General features: G+C 32.8%; 17 protein-coding genes. 9 read left to right on the top strand and 8 right to left on the bottom strand.

What is annotated here, in order from left to right; translation table 11 throughout:
• Nucleotides 1–29 precede the first annotated feature (29 nt).
• From ACM55F_RS12960 to ACM55F_RS12940, 5 genes are all read right to left on the bottom strand, one after another.
• A complete protein-coding gene (locus ACM55F_RS12960) occupies nt 30–1,301 on the bottom strand; it encodes an adenylosuccinate synthase (RefSeq protein ID WP_416854222.1) in 1,272 nt (423 codons plus the stop codon).
• A gap of 59 nt (nt 1,302–1,360) precedes the next feature.
• Complete coding sequence (locus tag ACM55F_RS12955; RefSeq protein ID WP_035670620.1) at nt 1,361–1,816, bottom strand: Fur family transcriptional regulator; 456 nt, start codon at nt 1,814–1,816, stop codon at nt 1,361–1,363.
• A gap of 120 nt (nt 1,817–1,936) precedes the next feature.
• Nucleotides 1,937–4,159, bottom strand: a complete 2,223-nt coding sequence (locus tag ACM55F_RS12950; protein WP_416854221.1) for a RelA/SpoT family protein — start codon at nt 4,157–4,159, stop codon at nt 1,937–1,939.
• Between the two features lie 100 nt (nt 4,160–4,259).
• The gene (locus ACM55F_RS12945; protein WP_416854219.1) at nt 4,260–5,807 is read right to left on the bottom strand and encodes a serine hydrolase; all 1,548 of its coding nucleotides are present in this window, start codon (nt 5,805–5,807) and stop codon (nt 4,260–4,262) included.
• Nucleotides 5,808–5,855: 48 nt separating this feature from the next.
• Complete coding sequence (locus ACM55F_RS12940; protein ID WP_416854218.1) at nt 5,856–6,641, bottom strand: TrmH family RNA methyltransferase; 786 nt, start codon at nt 6,639–6,641, stop codon at nt 5,856–5,858.
• Nucleotides 6,642–6,791: 150 nt separating this feature from the next.
• On the opposite strand from ACM55F_RS12940, the gene ACM55F_RS12935 reads away from it, so the two are divergent.
• The 5 genes from ACM55F_RS12935 to ACM55F_RS12915 are packed head-to-tail and all read left to right on the top strand — an operon-like array spanning nt 6,792 to nt 11,357.
• Nucleotides 6,792–7,394: a trimeric intracellular cation channel family protein gene (locus ACM55F_RS12935; protein ID WP_416854217.1), complete on the top strand. Its 603-nt coding sequence runs from the start codon at nt 6,792–6,794 to the stop codon at nt 7,392–7,394.
• A gap of 35 nt (nt 7,395–7,429) precedes the next feature.
• Entirely contained in the window at nt 7,430–8,380 is a 951-nt protein-coding gene (locus ACM55F_RS12930) for a FemAB family protein (RefSeq protein WP_416854216.1), read from the top strand.
• Complete coding sequence (locus ACM55F_RS12925; RefSeq protein WP_416854215.1) at nt 8,377–9,489, top strand: DegT/DnrJ/EryC1/StrS family aminotransferase; 1,113 nt, start codon at nt 8,377–8,379, stop codon at nt 9,487–9,489. The genes ACM55F_RS12930 and ACM55F_RS12925 overlap by 4 nt, the downstream gene beginning before the upstream one ends.
• Nucleotides 9,490–10,059 carry an acyltransferase gene (locus ACM55F_RS12920; protein WP_416854214.1) on the top strand — a complete coding sequence of 190 codons (570 nt, stop codon included), beginning with the start codon at nt 9,490–9,492 and terminating at the stop codon, nt 10,057–10,059. It abuts the gene before it with no gap.
• On the top strand, nt 10,059–11,357 hold the full coding sequence (locus ACM55F_RS12915; protein ID WP_416854213.1) for an O-antigen translocase: 1,299 nt from the start codon (nt 10,059–10,061) through the stop codon (nt 11,355–11,357). Before ACM55F_RS12920 ends, ACM55F_RS12915 begins: the two co-directional genes overlap by 1 nt.
• Here ACM55F_RS12915 and ACM55F_RS12910 read toward each other — a convergent pair.
• A complete protein-coding gene (locus ACM55F_RS12910; RefSeq protein WP_416854212.1) occupies nt 11,305–12,456 on the bottom strand; it encodes a glycosyltransferase family protein in 1,152 nt (383 codons plus the stop codon). The genes ACM55F_RS12915 and ACM55F_RS12910 overlap by 53 nt on opposite strands.
• 44 nt (nt 12,457–12,500) lie before the next feature.
• Here ACM55F_RS12910 and ACM55F_RS12905 point away from each other — a divergent pair, with 44 nt between their 5' ends.
• Genes ACM55F_RS12905 through ACM55F_RS12895 form a run of 3 tightly spaced genes read left to right on the top strand, consistent with a single transcriptional unit; the run spans nt 12,501 to nt 14,826 of the window.
• The gene (locus tag ACM55F_RS12905; protein ID WP_416854211.1) at nt 12,501–13,325 is read left to right on the top strand and encodes a glycosyltransferase family 2 protein; all 825 of its coding nucleotides are present in this window, start codon (nt 12,501–12,503) and stop codon (nt 13,323–13,325) included.
• Complete coding sequence (locus ACM55F_RS12900; protein ID WP_416854210.1) at nt 13,322–13,729, top strand: sugar 3,4-ketoisomerase; 408 nt, start codon at nt 13,322–13,324, stop codon at nt 13,727–13,729. The genes ACM55F_RS12905 and ACM55F_RS12900 overlap by 4 nt, the downstream gene beginning before the upstream one ends.
• Nucleotides 13,726–14,826 carry a glycosyltransferase family 4 protein gene (locus ACM55F_RS12895; RefSeq protein WP_416854209.1) on the top strand — a complete coding sequence of 367 codons (1,101 nt, stop codon included), beginning with the start codon at nt 13,726–13,728 and terminating at the stop codon, nt 14,824–14,826. The genes ACM55F_RS12900 and ACM55F_RS12895 overlap by 4 nt, the downstream gene beginning before the upstream one ends.
• Here ACM55F_RS12895 and ACM55F_RS12890 read toward each other — a convergent pair.
• Entirely contained in the window at nt 14,823–15,713 is an 891-nt protein-coding gene (locus tag ACM55F_RS12890) for a glycosyltransferase family 2 protein (protein WP_416854208.1), read from the bottom strand. The genes ACM55F_RS12895 and ACM55F_RS12890 overlap by 4 nt on opposite strands.
• On the bottom strand, nt 15,713–16,396 hold the full coding sequence (locus tag ACM55F_RS12885) for a cell division ATP-binding protein FtsE (protein ID WP_416854207.1): 684 nt from the start codon (nt 16,394–16,396) through the stop codon (nt 15,713–15,715). Before ACM55F_RS12885 ends, ACM55F_RS12890 begins: the two co-directional genes overlap by 1 nt.
• Before the next feature lie 260 nt (nt 16,397–16,656).
• Between ACM55F_RS12885 and ACM55F_RS12880 the strand changes: the two genes are divergently transcribed.
• Complete coding sequence (locus ACM55F_RS12880) at nt 16,657–19,671, top strand: tetratricopeptide repeat protein (protein WP_416854206.1); 3,015 nt, start codon at nt 16,657–16,659, stop codon at nt 19,669–19,671.
• The last annotated feature ends 17 nt before the right edge of the window (nt 19,672–19,688 follow it).

Raw genomic sequence — 19,688 nt, 5'->3', positions numbered from 1 at the left:
GCTCTGAATTTTCAGAGCGTTAAGTAATATTATTTAAGAATAGTTTGCTTTCTATCTGGTCCTACAGAGACAATCTTGATAGGAACTTCAACTTCTTTTTCTATAAATTCAATGTATTCTTTCAATTCGACCGGTAATTCATCATATGTTGTCATGCCAGTCAAATCAGCTTGCCATCCTTTGAAATCTTGGTAAACTGGAGTCACATTTTCCGGTTCGATATTATAAGGAAAGTGAGAGATGTTTTTGCCTTTATAATTATATTCAGTACAAACTTTTAAGGTTTCAAATCCTGAAAGTACATCACCTTTCATCATCATCAGTTGTGTTACACCGTTAATTTGAACAGCGTATTTAAGTGCCACTAAATCTAACCATCCACAACGTCTTTGTCTTCCTGTAACCGATCCAAATTCATTTCCTACACGTGCCATAGTTGCACCATCTTCGTCAAAAAGTTCCGTTGGGAATGGTCCACTTCCTACACGTGTTACATACGCTTTGAAAATTCCATATACTTCTTTTATTTTATTTGGAGCAATTCCTAAACCTGTACATGCACCAGCAGCAGTTGTATTTGATGAAGTTACAAATGGATACGTTCCAAAATCAACATCCAATAATGAACCTTGAGCTCCTTCACATAATATTGATTTACCCGCTTTTTGTGCTTGGTGTAAATATTCTTCACTATCAATAAAATCTAATTTTTTTAATTCTTCGATAGCTTCAAAGAATTCTTTTTCTAATTCTTCTAAGTTGTATTGAATAGCAACATCATAAAATTTAATCATTGCTTCATGCTTGTCAGCCAAAGCTCTGTAACGATCTGCAAAATCTTCTAATTCAATATCACCTACACGAAGACCGTTTCTTCCGGTTTTGTCCATATAAGTTGGGCCAATTCCTTTTAATGTAGAACCAATTTTTGCTTTGCCTTTAGATGCCTCAGAAGCTGCGTCTAATAAACGGTGTGTTGGCAAAATTAAATGTGCTTTTCTTGAAATAATTAATTTGCTTTTGATGTCTAAATTAAATTTCTCAAGACCTTCAATTTCTTTTTGAAAAACTACAGGATCTATTACAACTCCATTTCCAATAATGTTTATGGCAGTTTTATGAAAGATACCAGAAGGAATAGTTCTAAGAACATGTTTTATTCCGTCAAATTCCAAAGTGTGTCCTGCATTTGGTCCACCTTGAAAACGAGCAATAATATCATAATTTGAAGTAAGAACATCAACAATTTTTCCTTTTCCTTCATCTCCCCATTGTAATCCTAGTAATAAATCTGCGGTCATTCTATGTGTTATTTGTAGTTAGTTTTTATATTCAAAAGACAACTAGCAAGCTGTCTATACTATTTTTGTTTTTTTATTCCGTATAAATACAAGGAATGATTGGTAATCTCTATGTCAAATATTTCTTCGATTGTCTTTTTGATACTTTGAATTCTGGGATCACAAAACTCGATTACTTCACCAGTATCCGTCATAATAATATGATCGTGTTGTTTGTCAAAGTACGATTTTTCGTAGTGTGCCTGATTTTGTCCAAATTGATGTTTGCGAACTAAAGCGCAATCCAATAGCAATTCAATAGTATTATAAAGTGTTGCTCTGCTGACACGATAGTTTTTATTTTTCATTTTGATATAAAGATTCTCTACATCAAAATGTTCTTCGCTATCGTAAATTTCCTGAAGGATAGCATAACGTTCAGGGGTTTTGCGATGTCCTTTTTTTTCAAGATACATTGTAAAAACATTTTTTACAATTTCTTGGTTTTTGGTGTTATCTGTGGAAATGAGTGTCATATGTGGGCAAAGATAAATTTTTTAGTTTAAAGTTTAAAGTTTCAGCTTTGTTTAGTTTCAAGTTTTTTCAGTTTTAACTGGAATAATGGATAACCTGAAACAAAAATTTTTGAAACTTTTCTAAGTTTTATATACTCTTGTTACCTTATCAATTCCGTCAATTTTTTTAATGTTGTTGATCATTTTCTTCAAAATCGTATTGTTTTGAACAATTACTGTCACTTGACCATGAAATATTCCGGCATCAGTACTCAAAGAAATACTTTGAATATTAACATGCATATTGTTCGAAATTACCTTTGTTAACTGGTTTGTGAGCCCTAAAACATCCATTCCGGTAATATTTATTATGGCTTTGAATTCTTCTTGTGAAGAGTCAATCCATTTGGCAGTCATTATTCTGTAAGCATAGTTGGATTGCATTCCAATGGCATTTGGACAATCTTTTTTGTGCACTTTTATTCCTTCATTGATGGTTACAAATCCGAAAACATCGTCACCCGGAATTGGATTGCAACAAGGTGATAATTTATAATCTAGTTTGTCATGTTCCTTTCCAAAAACAAGTAAATCATAGTTGCTGCTTATTATTGGTTTGTGAATGTCTTCATCAGCTGTACTACTTGTGGAACGTTTTATTTTATTTTTGAAAAAATTAATAAAAGTGTTGCTTTTTTGAGCGGCATAATCTTTGAGTTGCTGATTTTCAATCGCTCCAATTCCCACTCTGTAAAATAAATCTAAACTTGTTTTTAATTTGAAAAAGTTAACCAATTCATTAACAACGGATTCGTTTAAAGTTATTTTTAAATGTTTTAACTTTCGGGTAAGCAGTTCTTTTCCTTCTTCACCAATTTTCTTGGTATTTTCGTTTAAAACGTTTTTAATTTTCGTTTTTGCTCTCGAAGTCGTAACATAGTCAAGCCAGTTAGAAGTTGGTTTTTGATGTTGCGAGGTGATAACTTCAATTTGATCACCACTTTTTAATTCGAAGTTCAAAGGAACTAATTTGCCATTGACACGCGTTCCTCTGGTGCGAATTCCTATTTCGGAGTGTATGCTAAAAGCAAAATCAAGTGAAGTTGCCCCTTTAGGCAATGATTTTATTTCCCCTTTTGGTGTAAACACAAAGATTTCCTTAGAATATAAATTCATTTTGAAATCTTCCACAAAATCTACCGCATTCGTTTCTGAACTTTCTAACGCTTCTTTCAGTAAATTCAGCCATACATCCAGTTCACTTTCCTCGGTAGCTCCATTTTTATATTTGTAATGTGCAGCGTATCCTTTTTCAGCAATTTCATCCATGCGCTCGCTTCTCACCTGAACTTCTACCCAGCGTCCTTTTGGCCCCATAACGGTGATGTGCAAGGCTTCGTAACCAGTAGATTTGGGTGAAGAAATCCAATCTCGTAAACGACTGGGACTCGGTCTGTAATAATCAGTTACTATGGAATATATTTTCCAAGCAAGAAATTTTTCTTCGTGCGGAGTTGATTTGTATACAATACGAAGTGCAAACTTATCATAAACTTCATCGAAGCTTACATTTTGCGCTTTCATTTTTCTGCGAATGGAGTAAATGGATTTTGGACGACCTTTTATGACATAATCAATTTCCTCCACGTCCAATGCTTTTTTTAATACATCTGAAATATCTTTTATATAGGCATCCTGCTCTTCTTTAGTCTCTTTTATTTTACTTACAATTTCATTGTAAATAGCAGGTTCCGTATATTTTAATCCTAAATCTTCGAGTTTTGTTTTAATGTTGTAGAGACCCAATCGATGTGCTAATGGAGCATAAATGTATAAAGTTTCAGATGCAATCTTGGTTTGCTTGTCTTCTTGCATCGAATCCATAGTTTGCATATTGTGCAAACGATCGGCTAGTTTTATAAGAATTACACGAACATCATCATTGAGCGTCAATATCATTTTACGGAAGTTTTCCGCTTGCATGGATACATTTAAGTCTTTTTGAACCATTGAAATCTTTGTCAATCCTTCAACAAGTTGTGCTACTTTAGGATTAAACAATCGTTCAATATCTTGGACCGTCATCAGTGTATCTTCGACTACATCGTGCAATAATGCAGCAGCAATAGACGTGGCTCCTAAACCTATTTCGGAAGCAACAATTTTTGCCACAGCGATGGGATGGAAAATATAGGCTTCGCCTGATTTTCTTCTTTGATCTTTATGGGCATCAACTGCAACATCAAAAGCCTTACGGATGAGTTTTTTATCTTCATCACTTAGGGTTTGATAGCTTATACGGAGTAGCTCTTTGTATTCTTGAGCAATTGCTTTGTTTTCTTTTTCTGTATCTATTTCAATCATAACGGCATGGTTCAATTCCTAAAAATAGAAATTAGTTAGGAGATATGCAAGTAAAAAAGGGTTTCTGGGTATAAAACCCAAAATTGAATCATTAAGATTACTATTGTACTCTTTTGAAATCCAAATCCTGAAAATCATAACTAAAATCGGTTAACTCAGAAATGGGCTTCATTTTTATCGCAATTGCTTTTCCGGTTGCATCACATTCAAAAAACAAATGCGCATCAGCATGAAAATAGGCATTATCCCATTTTACCACATAATTCGTGTCTTTGTAGAAAAAAACTTCTCCAGTAAGTTGTGGAGATCGTTTCGAAGCAAAATATAATCTTCCTTTTCTTTCTGAAAGTACCACTTCACCAAACCAATTGTCTTTGTATGTTCCAATGAAACTTTTGAAATCAATTTTGATTTTCTCCTTTTTATTTTTTGATACACTTGCCCAAACATCATCGGTTACTTTATCAGCAGAGGCTTCATTTTCTTTTAAACTAGTGCTGTATTTTGTCAGGTAATCTTCTGATTGTATTCCCAAATAACTGTCTTTTACAGTATTGGTAATCGCTGAAAATGCAGCTCCTGATTGTTGATTGGTTAGAACAATAATTCCAAGGTTCAGTTCTGGTAAAAGGGTGACTTGGGTAACGATTCCTTCTAATCCGCCTGTGTGAGTTACTTGTTTGTATCCTTTTACATCACTCAAAAACCAGCCTAATCCGTATCCGCTAAAATGAGTATTATAAGGTGCTCTCGCAGTTACAGGAATTATAGTTTGCAATTGCCACATTTCCTTGTGCTCTTTTTCTGAAAAAAGTTGTTTGTTATCGGAACCATATTTTCCGCTGTTCATTTGCATGATTACCCATTTGCTCATGTCGTTAACGCTGGAATAAATACCGCCAGCTGCATCTAAAATTGGATCTTTATAGCGTTTTATCACATGCAGTTTTCCATCAATAGGCACATGCGGTGCAATTACATTTGTCGTGTCTTTCAATCGAACAAAAGAAGCGGCACTATTATTCATTTCCAATGGTTTGATAATGCGCTCTTCAATAAAATCGCACCAGCTTTTTCCACTTGCCGATTGTATTACTTCTCCGGCAACTATATAAAGTAAATTATCATAATCATATTTGGTTCTAAAAGCCGAAGTCGGTTTCAAATATTGTAAATTCTCAATAATATCTGTTGGTGTAAAGTTGCCGCCTCCAGGCCACATCATTAAATCGCCTGCACCAAGCCCCAATCCGCTACGGTGTGTCAATAAATCCCGAATCGTAAATTCATTGGTTACATACTCATTATACATCTTGAAATTAGGAAGGTATTTGATTACTTTATCATCCCATTTCACTTTTCCTTCGTCAACAAGTATCGCTAATGCGGCGCTCGTAAAAGCTTTACTGTTTGAAGCTATTCCAAAAAGCGTATTCGCATCCACTTTTTCGTTTGTTAAAATTGATTTTACGCCATATCCTTTGGCATGAATGATTTTTCCGTCCTTTACAATGGCGACAGCAATCCCAGGTACATCAAATGTTTTTAAGGTGCGATCTACTAATTCATCGACTTGAGTGGAACTGATTTGTGCGAAAGAAAGTGTCGTAGTAATTAAAGTGATTACAAGTAAGAGTTTATTTTTCATAGTATTTATATTTTATTGTTTTAAAATATGCAATCAAAAATTGTTAATCTAAAACCCTCTTTGTCTTTTGGCTTCAAAAATCAAGATGGCAGCAGCAACCGAAACATTCATAGAATCGATTTCGCCTTGCATTGGAATAATAATATTTTGTGTGGCTTCTTTTCGCCATTCTTCTGTCAAACCAGTGGCTTCCGTTCCTACAACCAGCGCCGTTGGAGTAGTGTAATCTTGTGTATGATAAGAGGTGGAGTTTTGTAAAGTCGCACAATAAAAATTGATTTTTCTTTCTTTCAAAAAAGCAATAATTTCTGATGTGGTTCCGGTTGCTATTTGGTTGGTGAATAAACAACCCACACTGGAACGCACTATATTTGGATTGTATAAATCACTTTTTGGATTAGCAATAATTACCGCATCCAGATTGGCAGCATCGGCAGTACGAAGTAAAGCTCCAATATTTCCGGGTTTTTCCGGTGCTTCGGCAATAAGAATCAATGGATTTTTAGATAATTTCAAATCGGCTAATTGCAACGATTTGGTTTTGGCTACAGCCAAAACACCTTCGGTGGTATCCCGATAGGCTAATTTTTGATATACTTCTTTGTTGATTTCTATCAGTTCTGCGTTTTTAGATAATTGTCTGGCTTCGTTTTCGGAACAAATTTCAGGTAAAAACAATAACGTTTCCATTTCATAGCCGCCTTTTATGGCAATTGAAATTTCACGTTTTCCTTCAATTAAGAATGTTCCGGATTGTTTGCGTGCTTTTGTTTTTTCCTGCAATAACACTAAAGATTTTATAAATGGATTTTGTACGGAAGAAATTTGTTTCAATGGAAAAGTCGCTTGGTTACTAAGTTGCTAAGTTACTACCTTTTTTTAAATTCTAAAATTCAATAACTGCTGTATTAGAAAACACGGTTATTGCAGTTATTAAGGAGTATTTTCTTTAAATTTGTAAAAATCCTAAATCCTAAATTATAAGTGTTTCATCTATTAGATATTATCGGTACGATGGCTTTTGCCATGTCAGGCGCATTGACGGCCATGAGTAAAAAACTCGATCCTTTTGGTGTGTTTATCATTGCATTTGTAACTGCGGTTGGTGGTGGAACGCTTCGTGACATCATGATTGGGCGAACGCCTGTGGGATGGATGCTGGACTTAAAATATGTGTATGTAATTATTATTGGGTTTATTTTGGCGATACTTTTTCGAAAAAAATTCGACAGATTACGAACGTCTTTATTCTTATTTGACACGATTGGATTGGGTGTTTTTACTTTAATTGGTCTTGAAAAAGGAATCAATATTGGTCTTCATCCTGTTATTTGTATCGCATTAGGAACCATGACGGCCTGTTTTGGAGGTGTGATACGCGATATTTTATGTACAGAAATTCCAGTTATTTTCAGAAGGGAAATTTATGCCACGATTTGTATTTTGGGAGGGATTGTCTTTTTCCTTCTTCGAAAACTGAATTTGGATAATGATGTTTTATATTTGACGACTTCAATTGTTATTATTTCGGTTCGTTTAATGGCCGTGAAATTCAAATGGTATTTGCCCACTTTAGAACATAAATAAAAATTGATTACTTTCACGGAGTCTAAAATTTAACAGTGAAAAATTATTCTGTCAAACAATATCAAAAAAGTGATTATGATAATTGGAATGCCTTTATTGGCCAGGCGAAAAATGCTACTTTTTTATTTCACCGTGATTTTATGGAATACCACAAAGATCGATTCGAGGATTTCTCGCTGATGATTTTTGAGAACGAAAAACTGGTTGCTGTTCTGCCAGCAAATAAAGTTGGAGCAATAGTTTATTCCCATCAAGGTTTGACTTACGGTGGATTGGTTTATTCCCCTAAAATAAATGGAGAAAAAGTAGAACATATTTTGGATTCTCTTTTGTCTTTTTTTAAAGGAAATGGGATGCAATCTTTTTATTTTAAACCAATTCCTTTATTCTATTCTTCAAAAGGTAACGCTGAAATGGATTTTTTCATGCTTAAAAAAGGAGCATTTTTGGACAAAAAAGAAATGAATCTGGCTATCAATTTAGCAATGCCGTTGACGATTTCAAAAAGTAAATTAAAGCATTTCAGGAAAATTGAAGAACTCGATTTAGAACTGGTAGAAGAACAGCAATTTGAATCATTCTGGAAATTAGTTTTAGAGCCAAGATTAATAGAGAAGTATAATGCCAAGCCAGTTCACACATTGCAAGAAATGACAGAACTAAAGGAGAATTTCCCTAATAATATAAAACAGTTTTCAGTGTATTATGAGGATATTATTCTTGCAGGCATTACACTATTCGAAACGGAGACGGTTGTGAAATCACAATACGGAGCTACCACTAAAAAAGGAGAGGAGTTGCGCGCATTGGATTTTTTATTTATCAATTTAATACAAAAATACAAGAGAGAAGGGAAGCTTTTTTTTGATATGGGTATCGTTAATGATGACAATGAAAAAGGGTATCACGCAGGACTTTTGAAACAAAAAGAAGAATTAGGTTGCTCTGTTTATAGTCAGGATTTTTATAAAATGAATCTTATATGATACCATTTCTTGATTTAAAAAAAATAAACGAACCTTATGAAACCGCTTTTCAGGAAAAAATGAAATTGGTTTTAGATAATGGTTGGTATATTTTAGGGAATGAAGTCAAGGAATTTGAAACCAGCTTTGCTAATTATTGTGGCACAAAGTATTGTGTAGGTGTGGGAAATGGTTTTGATGCTTTAGTTTTGATTTTCAAAGGGTATATTCAGTTAGGGAAATTGCAAAAAGGGGACGAAGTTATTGTTCCTGCGAACACTTATATTGCGAGTATTCTGGCTATTTTACAAGCAGATTTAATGCCTGTTTTGGTCGAGCCAAAGTTGGAAACCTACAACATTAACCCCGATTTAATTGTAGAAAAAATCACTTCGAAAACCAAAGCTATTTTAGTAGTTCATCTTTACGGACAACTGGCTGAAATGGACAAGATAAATGAAATTGCTGTTGCAAATGATTTATCGGTTATCGAAGATGCGGCTCAGGCTCATGGAGCAATCAGAAATCAAAAATCAAGAATCAGCAATCAAAAATCAAGCGTAGCGTATAGTTTTTATCCAGGAAAAAATTTAGGTACATTAGGAGATGCTGGTGCTGTTACCACAAATGATTTGGAATTAGCCAAAGTGATTCAATCGCTTAGAAATTATGGATCGGAAACCAAATATTACAATGATTATATCGGCGTAAATTCAAGATTAGATGAATTACAAGCGGCTTTCCTGAATGTGAAATTACCAAATTTAGATGCTGAAAATGAAAAGCGGAGAATAATAGCGGAACGTTATTTGTCAGAAATTAAAAACAACAAAATAATTTTGCCAACAGTGCCATTGCGAGGAACGAAGGAATCTAATCATGTTTTTCATTTGTTTGTTATTCGAACACAAAATAGAACCAACTTACAAGACTATTTATACCGAAATGGTATCCAAACGGTAATACATTATCCTGTTCCGCCACACAATCAAAAAGCGTTATCAGATTGGAACCATTTGTCTTTTCCCATTACCCAAAAAATTCATGATGAAGTGTTGAGTTTGCCCATAAGTCCAGTTTTGACAATGGATGAGGTGGATTATATTGTTTCAATTTTAAATAAATATTAGATGGGAATAGGTAGTAGAATAAAACAATTGTGTTTTGTTACTTTTCGGATCAAAAAGTATGAATTTCTTTCAGATTGCAAAAGAGTTTTTGGTAAACCAAACCTTTTCTATCCATTGCTGTTGAAAGGAAATGGGAAGATTTATTTTGGGACGAATGTTCAAATCGGTGTAGTTTCTTCTCCTTACTTTTTTTCAGGCTACACTTATATCGAAGCAAGAAATGAAAACAGCGAAATTAGCATTGGAAACAATGTTGCTATCAATAATGCTTTTTCTATTGTTTGTTTTTCTAAAGTTACAATCAAAGACAATGTTTTAATAGGTGGGAATTGTACTATAATAGATAATGATGGACATGATTTGAATAGTAACAAAAGAAATGAAGAAAATCCAAATTCTTTTCCAGTGTGTATTGGTGAAAATGTGTTTATTGGTTCAAATGTTTCTATTTTAAAAGGTGTTGAAATAGGGGAAAATTCGGTTATAGGAAATGGATCTGTAGTGACTAAAAATATACCCAAAAATGTTATTGCTGCAGGGAATCCAGCTAAAGTTATAAGAAATTTATAATGTTGAAATTTATAAAACAAAATGCACTTTTAAAAGTAGTATCACTCAATTCTATTTCGGTAGCGGTGAGTTTTGTTTTGGGAATTATTGCCACTAAGATTGTGTCCGTTTATTTAGGAACTTCTGGAATGGCGCTATTAGGGAGTTTCAGAAATTTCACAGGAATGATGAAGTCCTTAGCTACATTAGGCATAAACAATTCATTTATAAAATTATTTGTTGAGAATAAAGAGGATAAGAAAGAATTAGGCGTTATTTATGCTACTTTTTTTTGGTTTTTCCTCTTAGTTTCAACAGTCTTGGGTTTGCTTATTTTACTCTTTGCCAATAATATTTCCGAATTTTTATTTTTCACCAATTCGTTTGCCTATCCCATACGTTTTTTTGGATTGCTGCTGCCTTTAATTGTTATCAATACATTTTGGATGGCAATCTATAACGCCTTAGAAAAGTATAAAAAAATTGTTGTCCTACAGATTATTTCGAATGTGCTGATTTTTGGTTTCACAGCTTTTTTAATTATAAATAATGCTATAAATGGAGGATTGCTGGCTGTCGTTTTAGGCGAATTACTCATGGTAATAGTGACATTTGTATTTGTTTTAAAAGACAAGAGCTATTTTCAATTCAATCTCCAAAAAGTTTTAAAAAAGAAATACCTGAATGTTATCAAGAAATTTTCTTCGATGGCATTGTTAAGCGCTATAATTGCTCCTGTAACATTAATGCTCATACGGAATTTCATAATTGAAACACATTCCATTCAAGAAGCTGGAATTTGGGATGCAACCAATAAATTTTCCAGTTTTTATATGTTGGTTTTTAGTTCTGGATTATCACTGTATTATATGCCTAAATTAGCCTCTTTGACAACAGATGCCGCTTTTAAAATGGAATTGAAATCCTACTTTAAAGTTTTTGTTCCGCTATTTTTAACGGTGTTAGTAGCTGTTTTTTTGTTGAAAGGAATTATATTGAATATCGCTTTTACTGCAGCATTTTCAAAAGTGAATGAGGTGTTGATTTGGCAGCTTTTAGGTGATTTTTTAAGGGTTATGACATTGGCTTTTGGCTATCAAATCGTTGTTAAAGCAAGTATTAAAAAATATTTTATTCTTGAAATAGTGTTTAATGCATCGTATCTTTTATTGTCTTTTTATTTAGTCTCACTTTTTTCTTTTGAAGGAGCTTTGCAGGCATATTTTTGTGCGAATTTAATTTCGTTTATTTTAATTTTATGGATGTTTAGGGAATTGTTTTTAAATCCCAAGTTTCCAAATACTGATTCGCAATATTAATATAATCATGCTCTTTCTCGATAAATGCTCTGGCACGTTTTCCAATAGCTATAATGGCTTCGGGATTTTCGATCAAAAAAGAAAGCTCATTTACTAAAGAATCTACTTCTGGTAAGGCATTTATATTGATTCGTTCTTTTACATTATAATGCTCCATAAATTCTTTTCCACCACCTGTAAAAACCACTTTTCCTTTTGCCATAGCTTCCAAGGCATTGTAACCCTGGTCATCAGCATAGATTTGATCTAATACGATTTGTGCAGTATTGTATAAATATATATAATCTGCATAAGGAAGATTTTCGGTGATAATCACAGCTATTTTTTCAGCATATTTTTCCTGAATAATTTGCAATGTTTTTTCAAAATAAGCAATTCCTTTTTTGATGTAACTGGAACGATTTATCCCAAGAAAAATAACGATTTTGTCATTAATTTTTTGTTCTTGAAATTCAATTTTTAGGGTGTTAATTGGATTTGGAATGAAATGAACCGAATATCCCATTTTGTCCATCGGAATTTTGTAATCTAAATCGGAGGCAACTAGGTTTTGGCAGTTTTCGACCAACCAATCAAAGGTTTTTCGATAGTTTTTTGTAGTGTACTTTAATGGATATTCAAAATGTTTTTTTAACGAATTATCCTTGAAATAGGGAGTTAGGATGCTATAATCAGATTCTCTTTTTAGCAAATAATCAATAACCGGGGTTTCATCACCACAGATTAACAGGCTCCGATTTTTAATTTTTTTAAATATCTTTTTATAGAGTATTCGAGACAAAAAGGGGAATGTTTCAATTGTATCAGAATTAATGAGCTGTACGTGATCGAAGTTTTTTAATTGAGGTAATAAAAGATAAAAACGAAGCCCTCTTTCAGCTTTCTCTAAATCGATACCCGTGAGTTTATAAAGGACATTTTTGATTTTTCGAGGCAACCAATAATCGGATAAAAAGACGGAATGAAACGAATAATCAGAATCGAATTTCTTGAAGTGATCTCCTGATGACAACAAAACTACTTCATGCCCCAGCACTAACAATCCTTCTTTTAAAGAATTATGCAATCGACTGTATTCGCCAATCAAAAGTATTTTCATTTACAAAGCTGAATTATTTATATTTGTGTAAATATAATAACAAATTGATAAAAGAATTTAAAAAAGGAGATCTAGAAATAGTAATGGCTACGATGAATAGAGATTCTTTTGATTTTTTGATTCCTATCTTTCCTTTCTGTCATTTTTCAGAATTTTCAATTTTAATTATCAATCAAACCTCAGAGAGTAAGCTGCTAGTTTCAGAATTTCCTTCCATTAGAGTTGTAAATTCATTTGAAAAAGGATTGTCTAAAAGCAGAAATTTAGGCTTACAAAATGCAAAAGGAAAAATTATTTTAATAGCCGATGACGATGAAGTTTTCAAAGAAGATTTTGAAAGTAACATTCTTGAAGCACACAACAATTATCCTGAGGTAGCTAGTATTTGTTTTGCAATAGAAGATTCAAATGGTTCGTTATTTAAAAAATATCCTTCTCAAACAAAATTGCAACTAAATAATCTGGATATTTTTAATATTTTATCGATTGAAATAAGTTTGAAAAAAACGGCATTAAATCAATTAAATAGTAAGTTTGATACTAACTTCGGGCTTGGAAGTTCATTTATGATGGGAGAAGAAGCTATTTTTTTATCGGATTTGAAAAAGCAAAAACAAAGCATAATCATTGTTCCAAAGGTTATAGCAAGTCATCCGGAGGTTTCAACAGATGATAAATTAAATTTTAAACAAAGATATTATGTACGAGGTGCTTTCTTGACCAGAGTTTCAAATGATAGTTATTTCAAAGGAGTTTTTATGAAACTTTTTTTTGACATTAAACAAAACAAAATTAAAATAAACCAAGTTTTTGCAGCACTAAAAAGTGCAAACAAAGGAAAAGAAGATTTTTTACAAATTACTAAATGAAAACAACTCTTAACGCCATACAACTCTTAAAAATCCCTGTTATAGAAGATACGCGTGGGAATTTGGCTTTTATTCAAGAGGAAGTTTTACCATTTGAATTCAAGCGTGTGTATTATCTTTTTGATGTGCCCAGTAATTCTTTTAGAGGCAGCCATTCTCACATCAGTCAAAGTGAAGTGCTAATTGCTTTGAGCGGAAGTTTTGAAGTTGTTTTAAATGACGGAGCCGAAAAAAAATCATTTCTATTGAATAAGCCTAATATTGGATTGTATATTCCAACGGGCATTTGGAGAGAATTAGAAAATTTTTCATCTGGTTCAGTTTGTCTCGTTTTTGCTTCGGATGTTTTTGAAGAAGCCGATTATATTCGGGATTTTGATGAATTTTTGGAATCCAAAAAATGAAGCTTCTTTATATAGTTCCCAATATAAATAGCGAAGGTGGTGTAGCCAGAGTCCTTTCGATAAAAACCAATTATCTGGTTGAAAAATTAGGATATGAAGTTCATATTCTGACTCAAAACGAGGGGTTTTCTCCTTTGTTTTATTCTTTTAATTCCAATATTGTTTTTCATGATATGATCTTGAAAGGTAACTTTTTTCAGTTTTTTAATTCTTTTTCAAAAGGGTTAAAAAGTAAAATTAAAGCAATTCAACCCGATATTATTGTTGTTTGTGATAATGGTCTAAAGGCATATTCAATTCCTTTTATTTTAAAAAATAAAGTTCCTCTTATTCTAGAAATGCACAGTTCTAAATTTATCGAGGAAAGAGAATTAAAGAATAATTTCTTGACGAAAGTTGTGTCTAATGGCATTCGTTTTTTTAAAAAAATCGGAATAAAGAAATACGATCGATTTGTTGTTGTAACGAACGAAAGCATTGCGGAATGGAATATAAATAACACCATTGTTATTCCAAATCCCTTATGGTTTACTTCTAAAAAATCGAGTGCTTTAGAAAATAAAAAAGCCATTGCAGTTGGTCGGCATACATATGAAAAAGGATTTGACAGAATGTTGCAAATCTGGAGAAAAGTTGTTGACAAACACCCAGATTGGATTTTGGAAATTTATGGAAAATCATCCGGAAATATCGATTTACGATTGTTGGCTAAAAACCTGGATATTTCTAGAAATGTTGTTTTTTATGAACCTGTTCAAAATATTAACGAAAAATATTTAGAAGCTTCATTTTATTTGATGACGTCTCGATTTGAAGGTTTTGGAATGGTCTTAATTGAGGCGATGGCTTCCGGATTGCCTTGTATTGCTTATGATTGTCCGTGCGGACCAAGAGCAATAATTTCTCAAAACCAAGACGGATTTTTGATTGAAAACAGCAACGAAATAGATTATGTAAAGTCAGTAGAAACTTTAATCGAAAATCAGGCAATAAGAATTGAAATGGGGAAAAAGGCAAAGTTATCCAGCGAAAAATACAATATCGATGCTATTATGGAAACTTGGAATCAACTGTTTATTGGAATTAAAAAGAATTAAATTTTTTGATTTAACGAACATAAATATCCAATACGGAACAAATTAAAAATCCACAAATTAGGATTCTTTCCCGTTAAATTTTTTAGTAATGATTTTTCGAAAAAAACATATATTTTTGAAATAATAAAAGTTGATTTTGTTCTTTTTAAAAAATGATACAATTGAATCAGTTTTACAAATCCAATGTCAATTTTTTCTTCTTCGTACAACAAAATTAAATTTTCTAAAGACTCTTTGATTTTTTCTAAATAATCCAAATTCGTATCAATATCTCCGTGTTCAACTGGGTTATCAATATGATTAACTTTAGCTTGTGATACACTTAATTGATATGAAAGTTGGGTGTCATCATGACCGTATTTTTTTATTTTTCTATCAAATTTTACTCTGTTGAAACAGTGTTTTTTAATTAAGGTATTGTTGAAAAGTAGCGATTGGTACGATTTTATTTCTCTGTTTGTTACAGATTTATCTTCAATAAATCTTCCGTATTTCCAACGTAGTTTTTGATTGTCGGAGGGACATTTTTCAGGATGCAAACGACCACCATAAACAATATCAAAATCATTTAAATTGGTGATGTATTTTTTGATGTAATCGTTATGAATAATAATGGAGTCGCCGTCAATAAAAAGTAAATAATTATATTTTGCTTGTTCGGCTAGTGAATTTCTGTTTTCGCGATGGGCAATGTTTTGGTTTAATGTAATAAAACTGCAATTCGATAACGTATTTACATTCTCATTAAAAACATTTAAACTCGATTTTGATGCATCGTCTTGACATAAAATCTCAAAATGTACTCCGCAATCCGTACATTGTTTGTGCAACTCTGAAACGAGAGGGTAAACATTGTAATTGTATAGAGGAACAAGTATGGAGAGCATTACGCCGTTCTTTGCACTACTTCAAAAATTTTGGCATCTTCACATTTCAATGTTTTTGATGGGAATTTCATCAATAATGCATAATCATGCGTTGCCATAATGATTGTTTTTCCGTTTGCATTAATTTTTTTTAATACTTCCAATACTTCGGCACTGGTTTGTGGATCAAGGTTTCCGGTAGGTTCATCAGCAAGAATTAGTTCTGGATCGTTAAGCAAAGCTCTGGCTATGGCTACACGTTGTTGTTCTCCTCCAGAAAGTTGATGTGGCATTTTTTTGCCAAAATCTTTCATTCCTACTTTATTTAAAACTTCATCAATTTTATTTTGCATTTCGACATTGTCAGTCCATCCTGTTGCTTTAAGTACAAATAACATATTGTCATTTACAGTACGGTCCGGAAGCAATTTGAAATCCTGAAAAACAATTCCAATCTTTCTTCTCAAAAACGGAATGTCATCTTCTTTTAAAGTGTTTAAATCAAAATCTACGATGCTTCCTTCTCCATCTGTCAAAGGTAAATCGCCATATAAGGTTTTCATTAAGCTACTTTTTCCGGAGCCTGTTTTCCCAATGATGTAAAGGAATTCACCGTGTTTTACATCTAAGTTCACCTCAGATAAAATAGTTTTCCCTTCTTGATAAATGGTAACATTTTTTAAAGACAGTACGGATTGTGACATAATTTGCATTTGTTTATGGGGTAAAAGTAATAAGATAACGGTTCTATTCAAAATAAATTCTATTGTATTAGATAGAATTACAAAATTTTTAAATAGTATACGAAAGTCTGGAAGTTTGGATTGATGAATAATAGAACGAACGTTTGGCCGCAATAAACCTAATTTTATGATGTTAAAAAAAATGTTCATAATAAAAGCTAATAGCGATTCGTTATAGAGTTCAGAATATGATACATTTGAATTCTTAAAATAAAATCACAATGCGTAAAATTTCTTGGCTATTCTTCTTTCTTCTATTCATTATAACAGCTACCATTTCGGCACAAAAATCTACCATTTATACTCACGATTCAAAAGATTTCAATAAAGCGGTTTCTTTATTTAAAGATGCCCAGTATGCATCGGCACAAATTATTTTTAATAAAGTAAAAGAAACGGCCACTACTGAAGAACTAAAATCGGATTGTGCCTATTATGCCGCTAATTGCGCTATTAGAACCAATCAAGCCAATGCAGATGAGTTGATGGAGCGTTTCGTTTCGGATTATCCAACTAGTGTGAAGCAGAATCAGGCCTATATTGAAGTAGCACATTATCATTTTAACCAAGGAAATTATCCGCAAGCGTTGCAATGGTTTGATAAAGTAGATGAAAGTAATTTGAGTAATAGTGACCGAGATAAATTCAATTTCCAGAAAGGGTATAGTTTTTTTAATGCCAAAAAGAAAAAAGAAGCAACAGTCTATCTTAACAAAGTAGTGAATTCAGCTGAATATGGCTCTCAGGCTAAATATTACTTGGGATTCATGGCTTACGAAGGAGATGATTACAAGCAAGCTACAAAATATTTTGACGAAGTTTCTGGCGAAGAAAAATACAAAGAAAAGCTTTCGTATTATCAAGCCGACATGAATTTTAAATTAGGAAATTTCCAAAAAGCAATTGATTTAGGTGAGAAAGCGATGGCTAAATCGAATCCTGCTGAGAAATCAGAATTGAATAAAATTATAGGGGAAAGCTATTTTAATTTAAAAACATATGATAAAGCAATACCTTATTTAGTTGCTTATAAAGGAAAAAAAGGAAAATGGAATAATACGGATTTTTACCAATTGGGTTATGCATATTACAAACAGAAGGATTATGACAACGCAATTTCTCAGTTTAATAAAATTATAGGCGGAAAAGATTTTGTGGCTCAAAACGCCTATTACCATTTGGGTGAAAGTTACCTCAATACCGATAAAAAGCAACAAGCCTTGAATGCTTTCAAAAATGCTTCGGAAATGGAGTTTGACGCCGCAATTCAGGAAGACGCGAGTTTGAATTATGCGAAATTAAGTTACGAATTAGGGAATTCCTATCAAAGTGTACCGGCAGTTTTACAGGCTTTTTTGAAAAAGTATCCAGAAAACGCAAACCGTTTAGAGATTGAAAGATTGTTGATCGATTCTTATATTTCGTCTAAAAACTACAAGGAAGCATTTGTTTTATTGGAAAAAAATAAAACTCCTGAAAATAAATTAGCGTATCAAAAAGTAACATTTTACAGAGGGTTGGAATTGTACACGGATGGAAATTATCCGGAAGCTTTGAAAATGTTTGCCAAATCTATAAACGAACAAAAAGACGCTGTTTTTACGGCACGATCCACTTTCTGGAAAGCAGAAACCGAATATGTTATGGATGATTTTAAAGATGCCTTGTTGAGTTTTAAACAATTTGCAGGTTTGGCTCAGGCATCAACAACACTGGAATATAAAAATCACAATTACAATATTGCCTACGCGTATTTCAAATTGAAAGAGTACGATCAGGCGGGGAATTATTTCCAAAACCAAATTGAAAAAGTGAAAGATGACAAAGTACGTTTGAATGATTCGTATTTACGTTTAGCAGATTGTCGTTTTGTAACTTCAAAATACGGATCGGCAATGGACGCGTATTCTAAGGTGATAGAATCTAAAAGTGTTGATGCGGATTATGCCTATTTCCAAAAAGCAATTTCTTATGGTTTTATTTCTAAAAATGATAAGAAAATTGATGAGCTAAATACTTTCTTACAATTGTATCCAAAATCAGTTTATCGAGATGATGCGCTTTTTGAACTTGGAAATACTTACGTAGCTGAGAATAAAAATGACCTTGCGATAAAAACGTACGATCGATTGAATCTCGAATTTAAAAAGAGTTCTTTTACTTCCAGATCCATTTTGCGTCAGGGATTAATTTATTATAATTCAGATAAAGATGAACAAGCATTAGTGAAATTTAAAAAAGTAGCTGCGGATTTTCCTAGAACTCCTGAAGCATTAGAAGCCGTTGCCACCGCTCGACTGATTTATGTAGACAGTGGAAGAGTGGATGAATATGCAAATTGGGTACGTACTTTGGATTTTGTTGCCGTTACAGATGCAGAACTTGATAATGATACGTATGAAGCTGCCGAGAAACAATTTCAACAAAATAACACCAAGCAGGCTATTGCAGGATTTAGTGGTTATGTTTCTAATTTTCCAAGAGGAATTCATGCTTTAAAGGCTAATTTTTACCTTGCGCAATCCTATTTTTCTGAAGGATCAGAAGGCAAATCAATCCCTAATTATGAATATGTGATTGCTCAATCCGGAAGTGAATTTACAGAACAATCATTATCCCGATTGGCTCAAATTTTTCTTAAAAACAAAGAGTATAACAAGGCAATTCCAGTGTTGTCGCGTTTAGAAAACGAAGCAGATACTTCCCAGAATAAAACATTTGCACAATCGAATTTGATGAAGTCGTATTACGACAAGAAAGATTATCCAAATTCAGTTATTTATGCGGAGAAAGTTTTGATGAATCCTAAAACGGATGATAATGTAAAAAGTGATGCGCAAATTATAATTGCACGTGCGGCAATGCAAACGGGTGATGAAGCAAAAGCTCGTACTGCTTACGCAAAATTAATGACAATTGCCAAAGGAGAATTGGCTGCTGAAGCGTTGTATTATGACGCTTATTTTAAAAACAAAGATGGAAAATTTGAAGTGTCAAATGTTGCCGTTCAAAAATTAGCAAAGAATTATTCGAGTTATAAATATTTTGGAGCCAAAGGATTAGTCTTGATGGCGAAAAACTTCTACGGACTGAAAGACAGTTATCAAGCAACCTACATTTTAGAAAATGTAATTCAAAATTTCACTGATTTTTCAGATGTTGTTTCAGAAGCACAAACAGAATTGGACGCTATTAAATCCGAAGAATCCAAAACAAATTCATCAATTACCAAGTAAAGAAGTCAGAGGTAAGC

The sequence above is a fragment of the Flavobacterium melibiosi genome (assembly GCF_048158545.1).
Classification (GTDB): domain Bacteria; phylum Bacteroidota; class Bacteroidia; order Flavobacteriales; family Flavobacteriaceae; genus Flavobacterium; species Flavobacterium melibiosi.
Note: the sequence above shows the minus strand (reverse complement) of the source record. Positions and strands in the feature narration are given on the sequence as shown.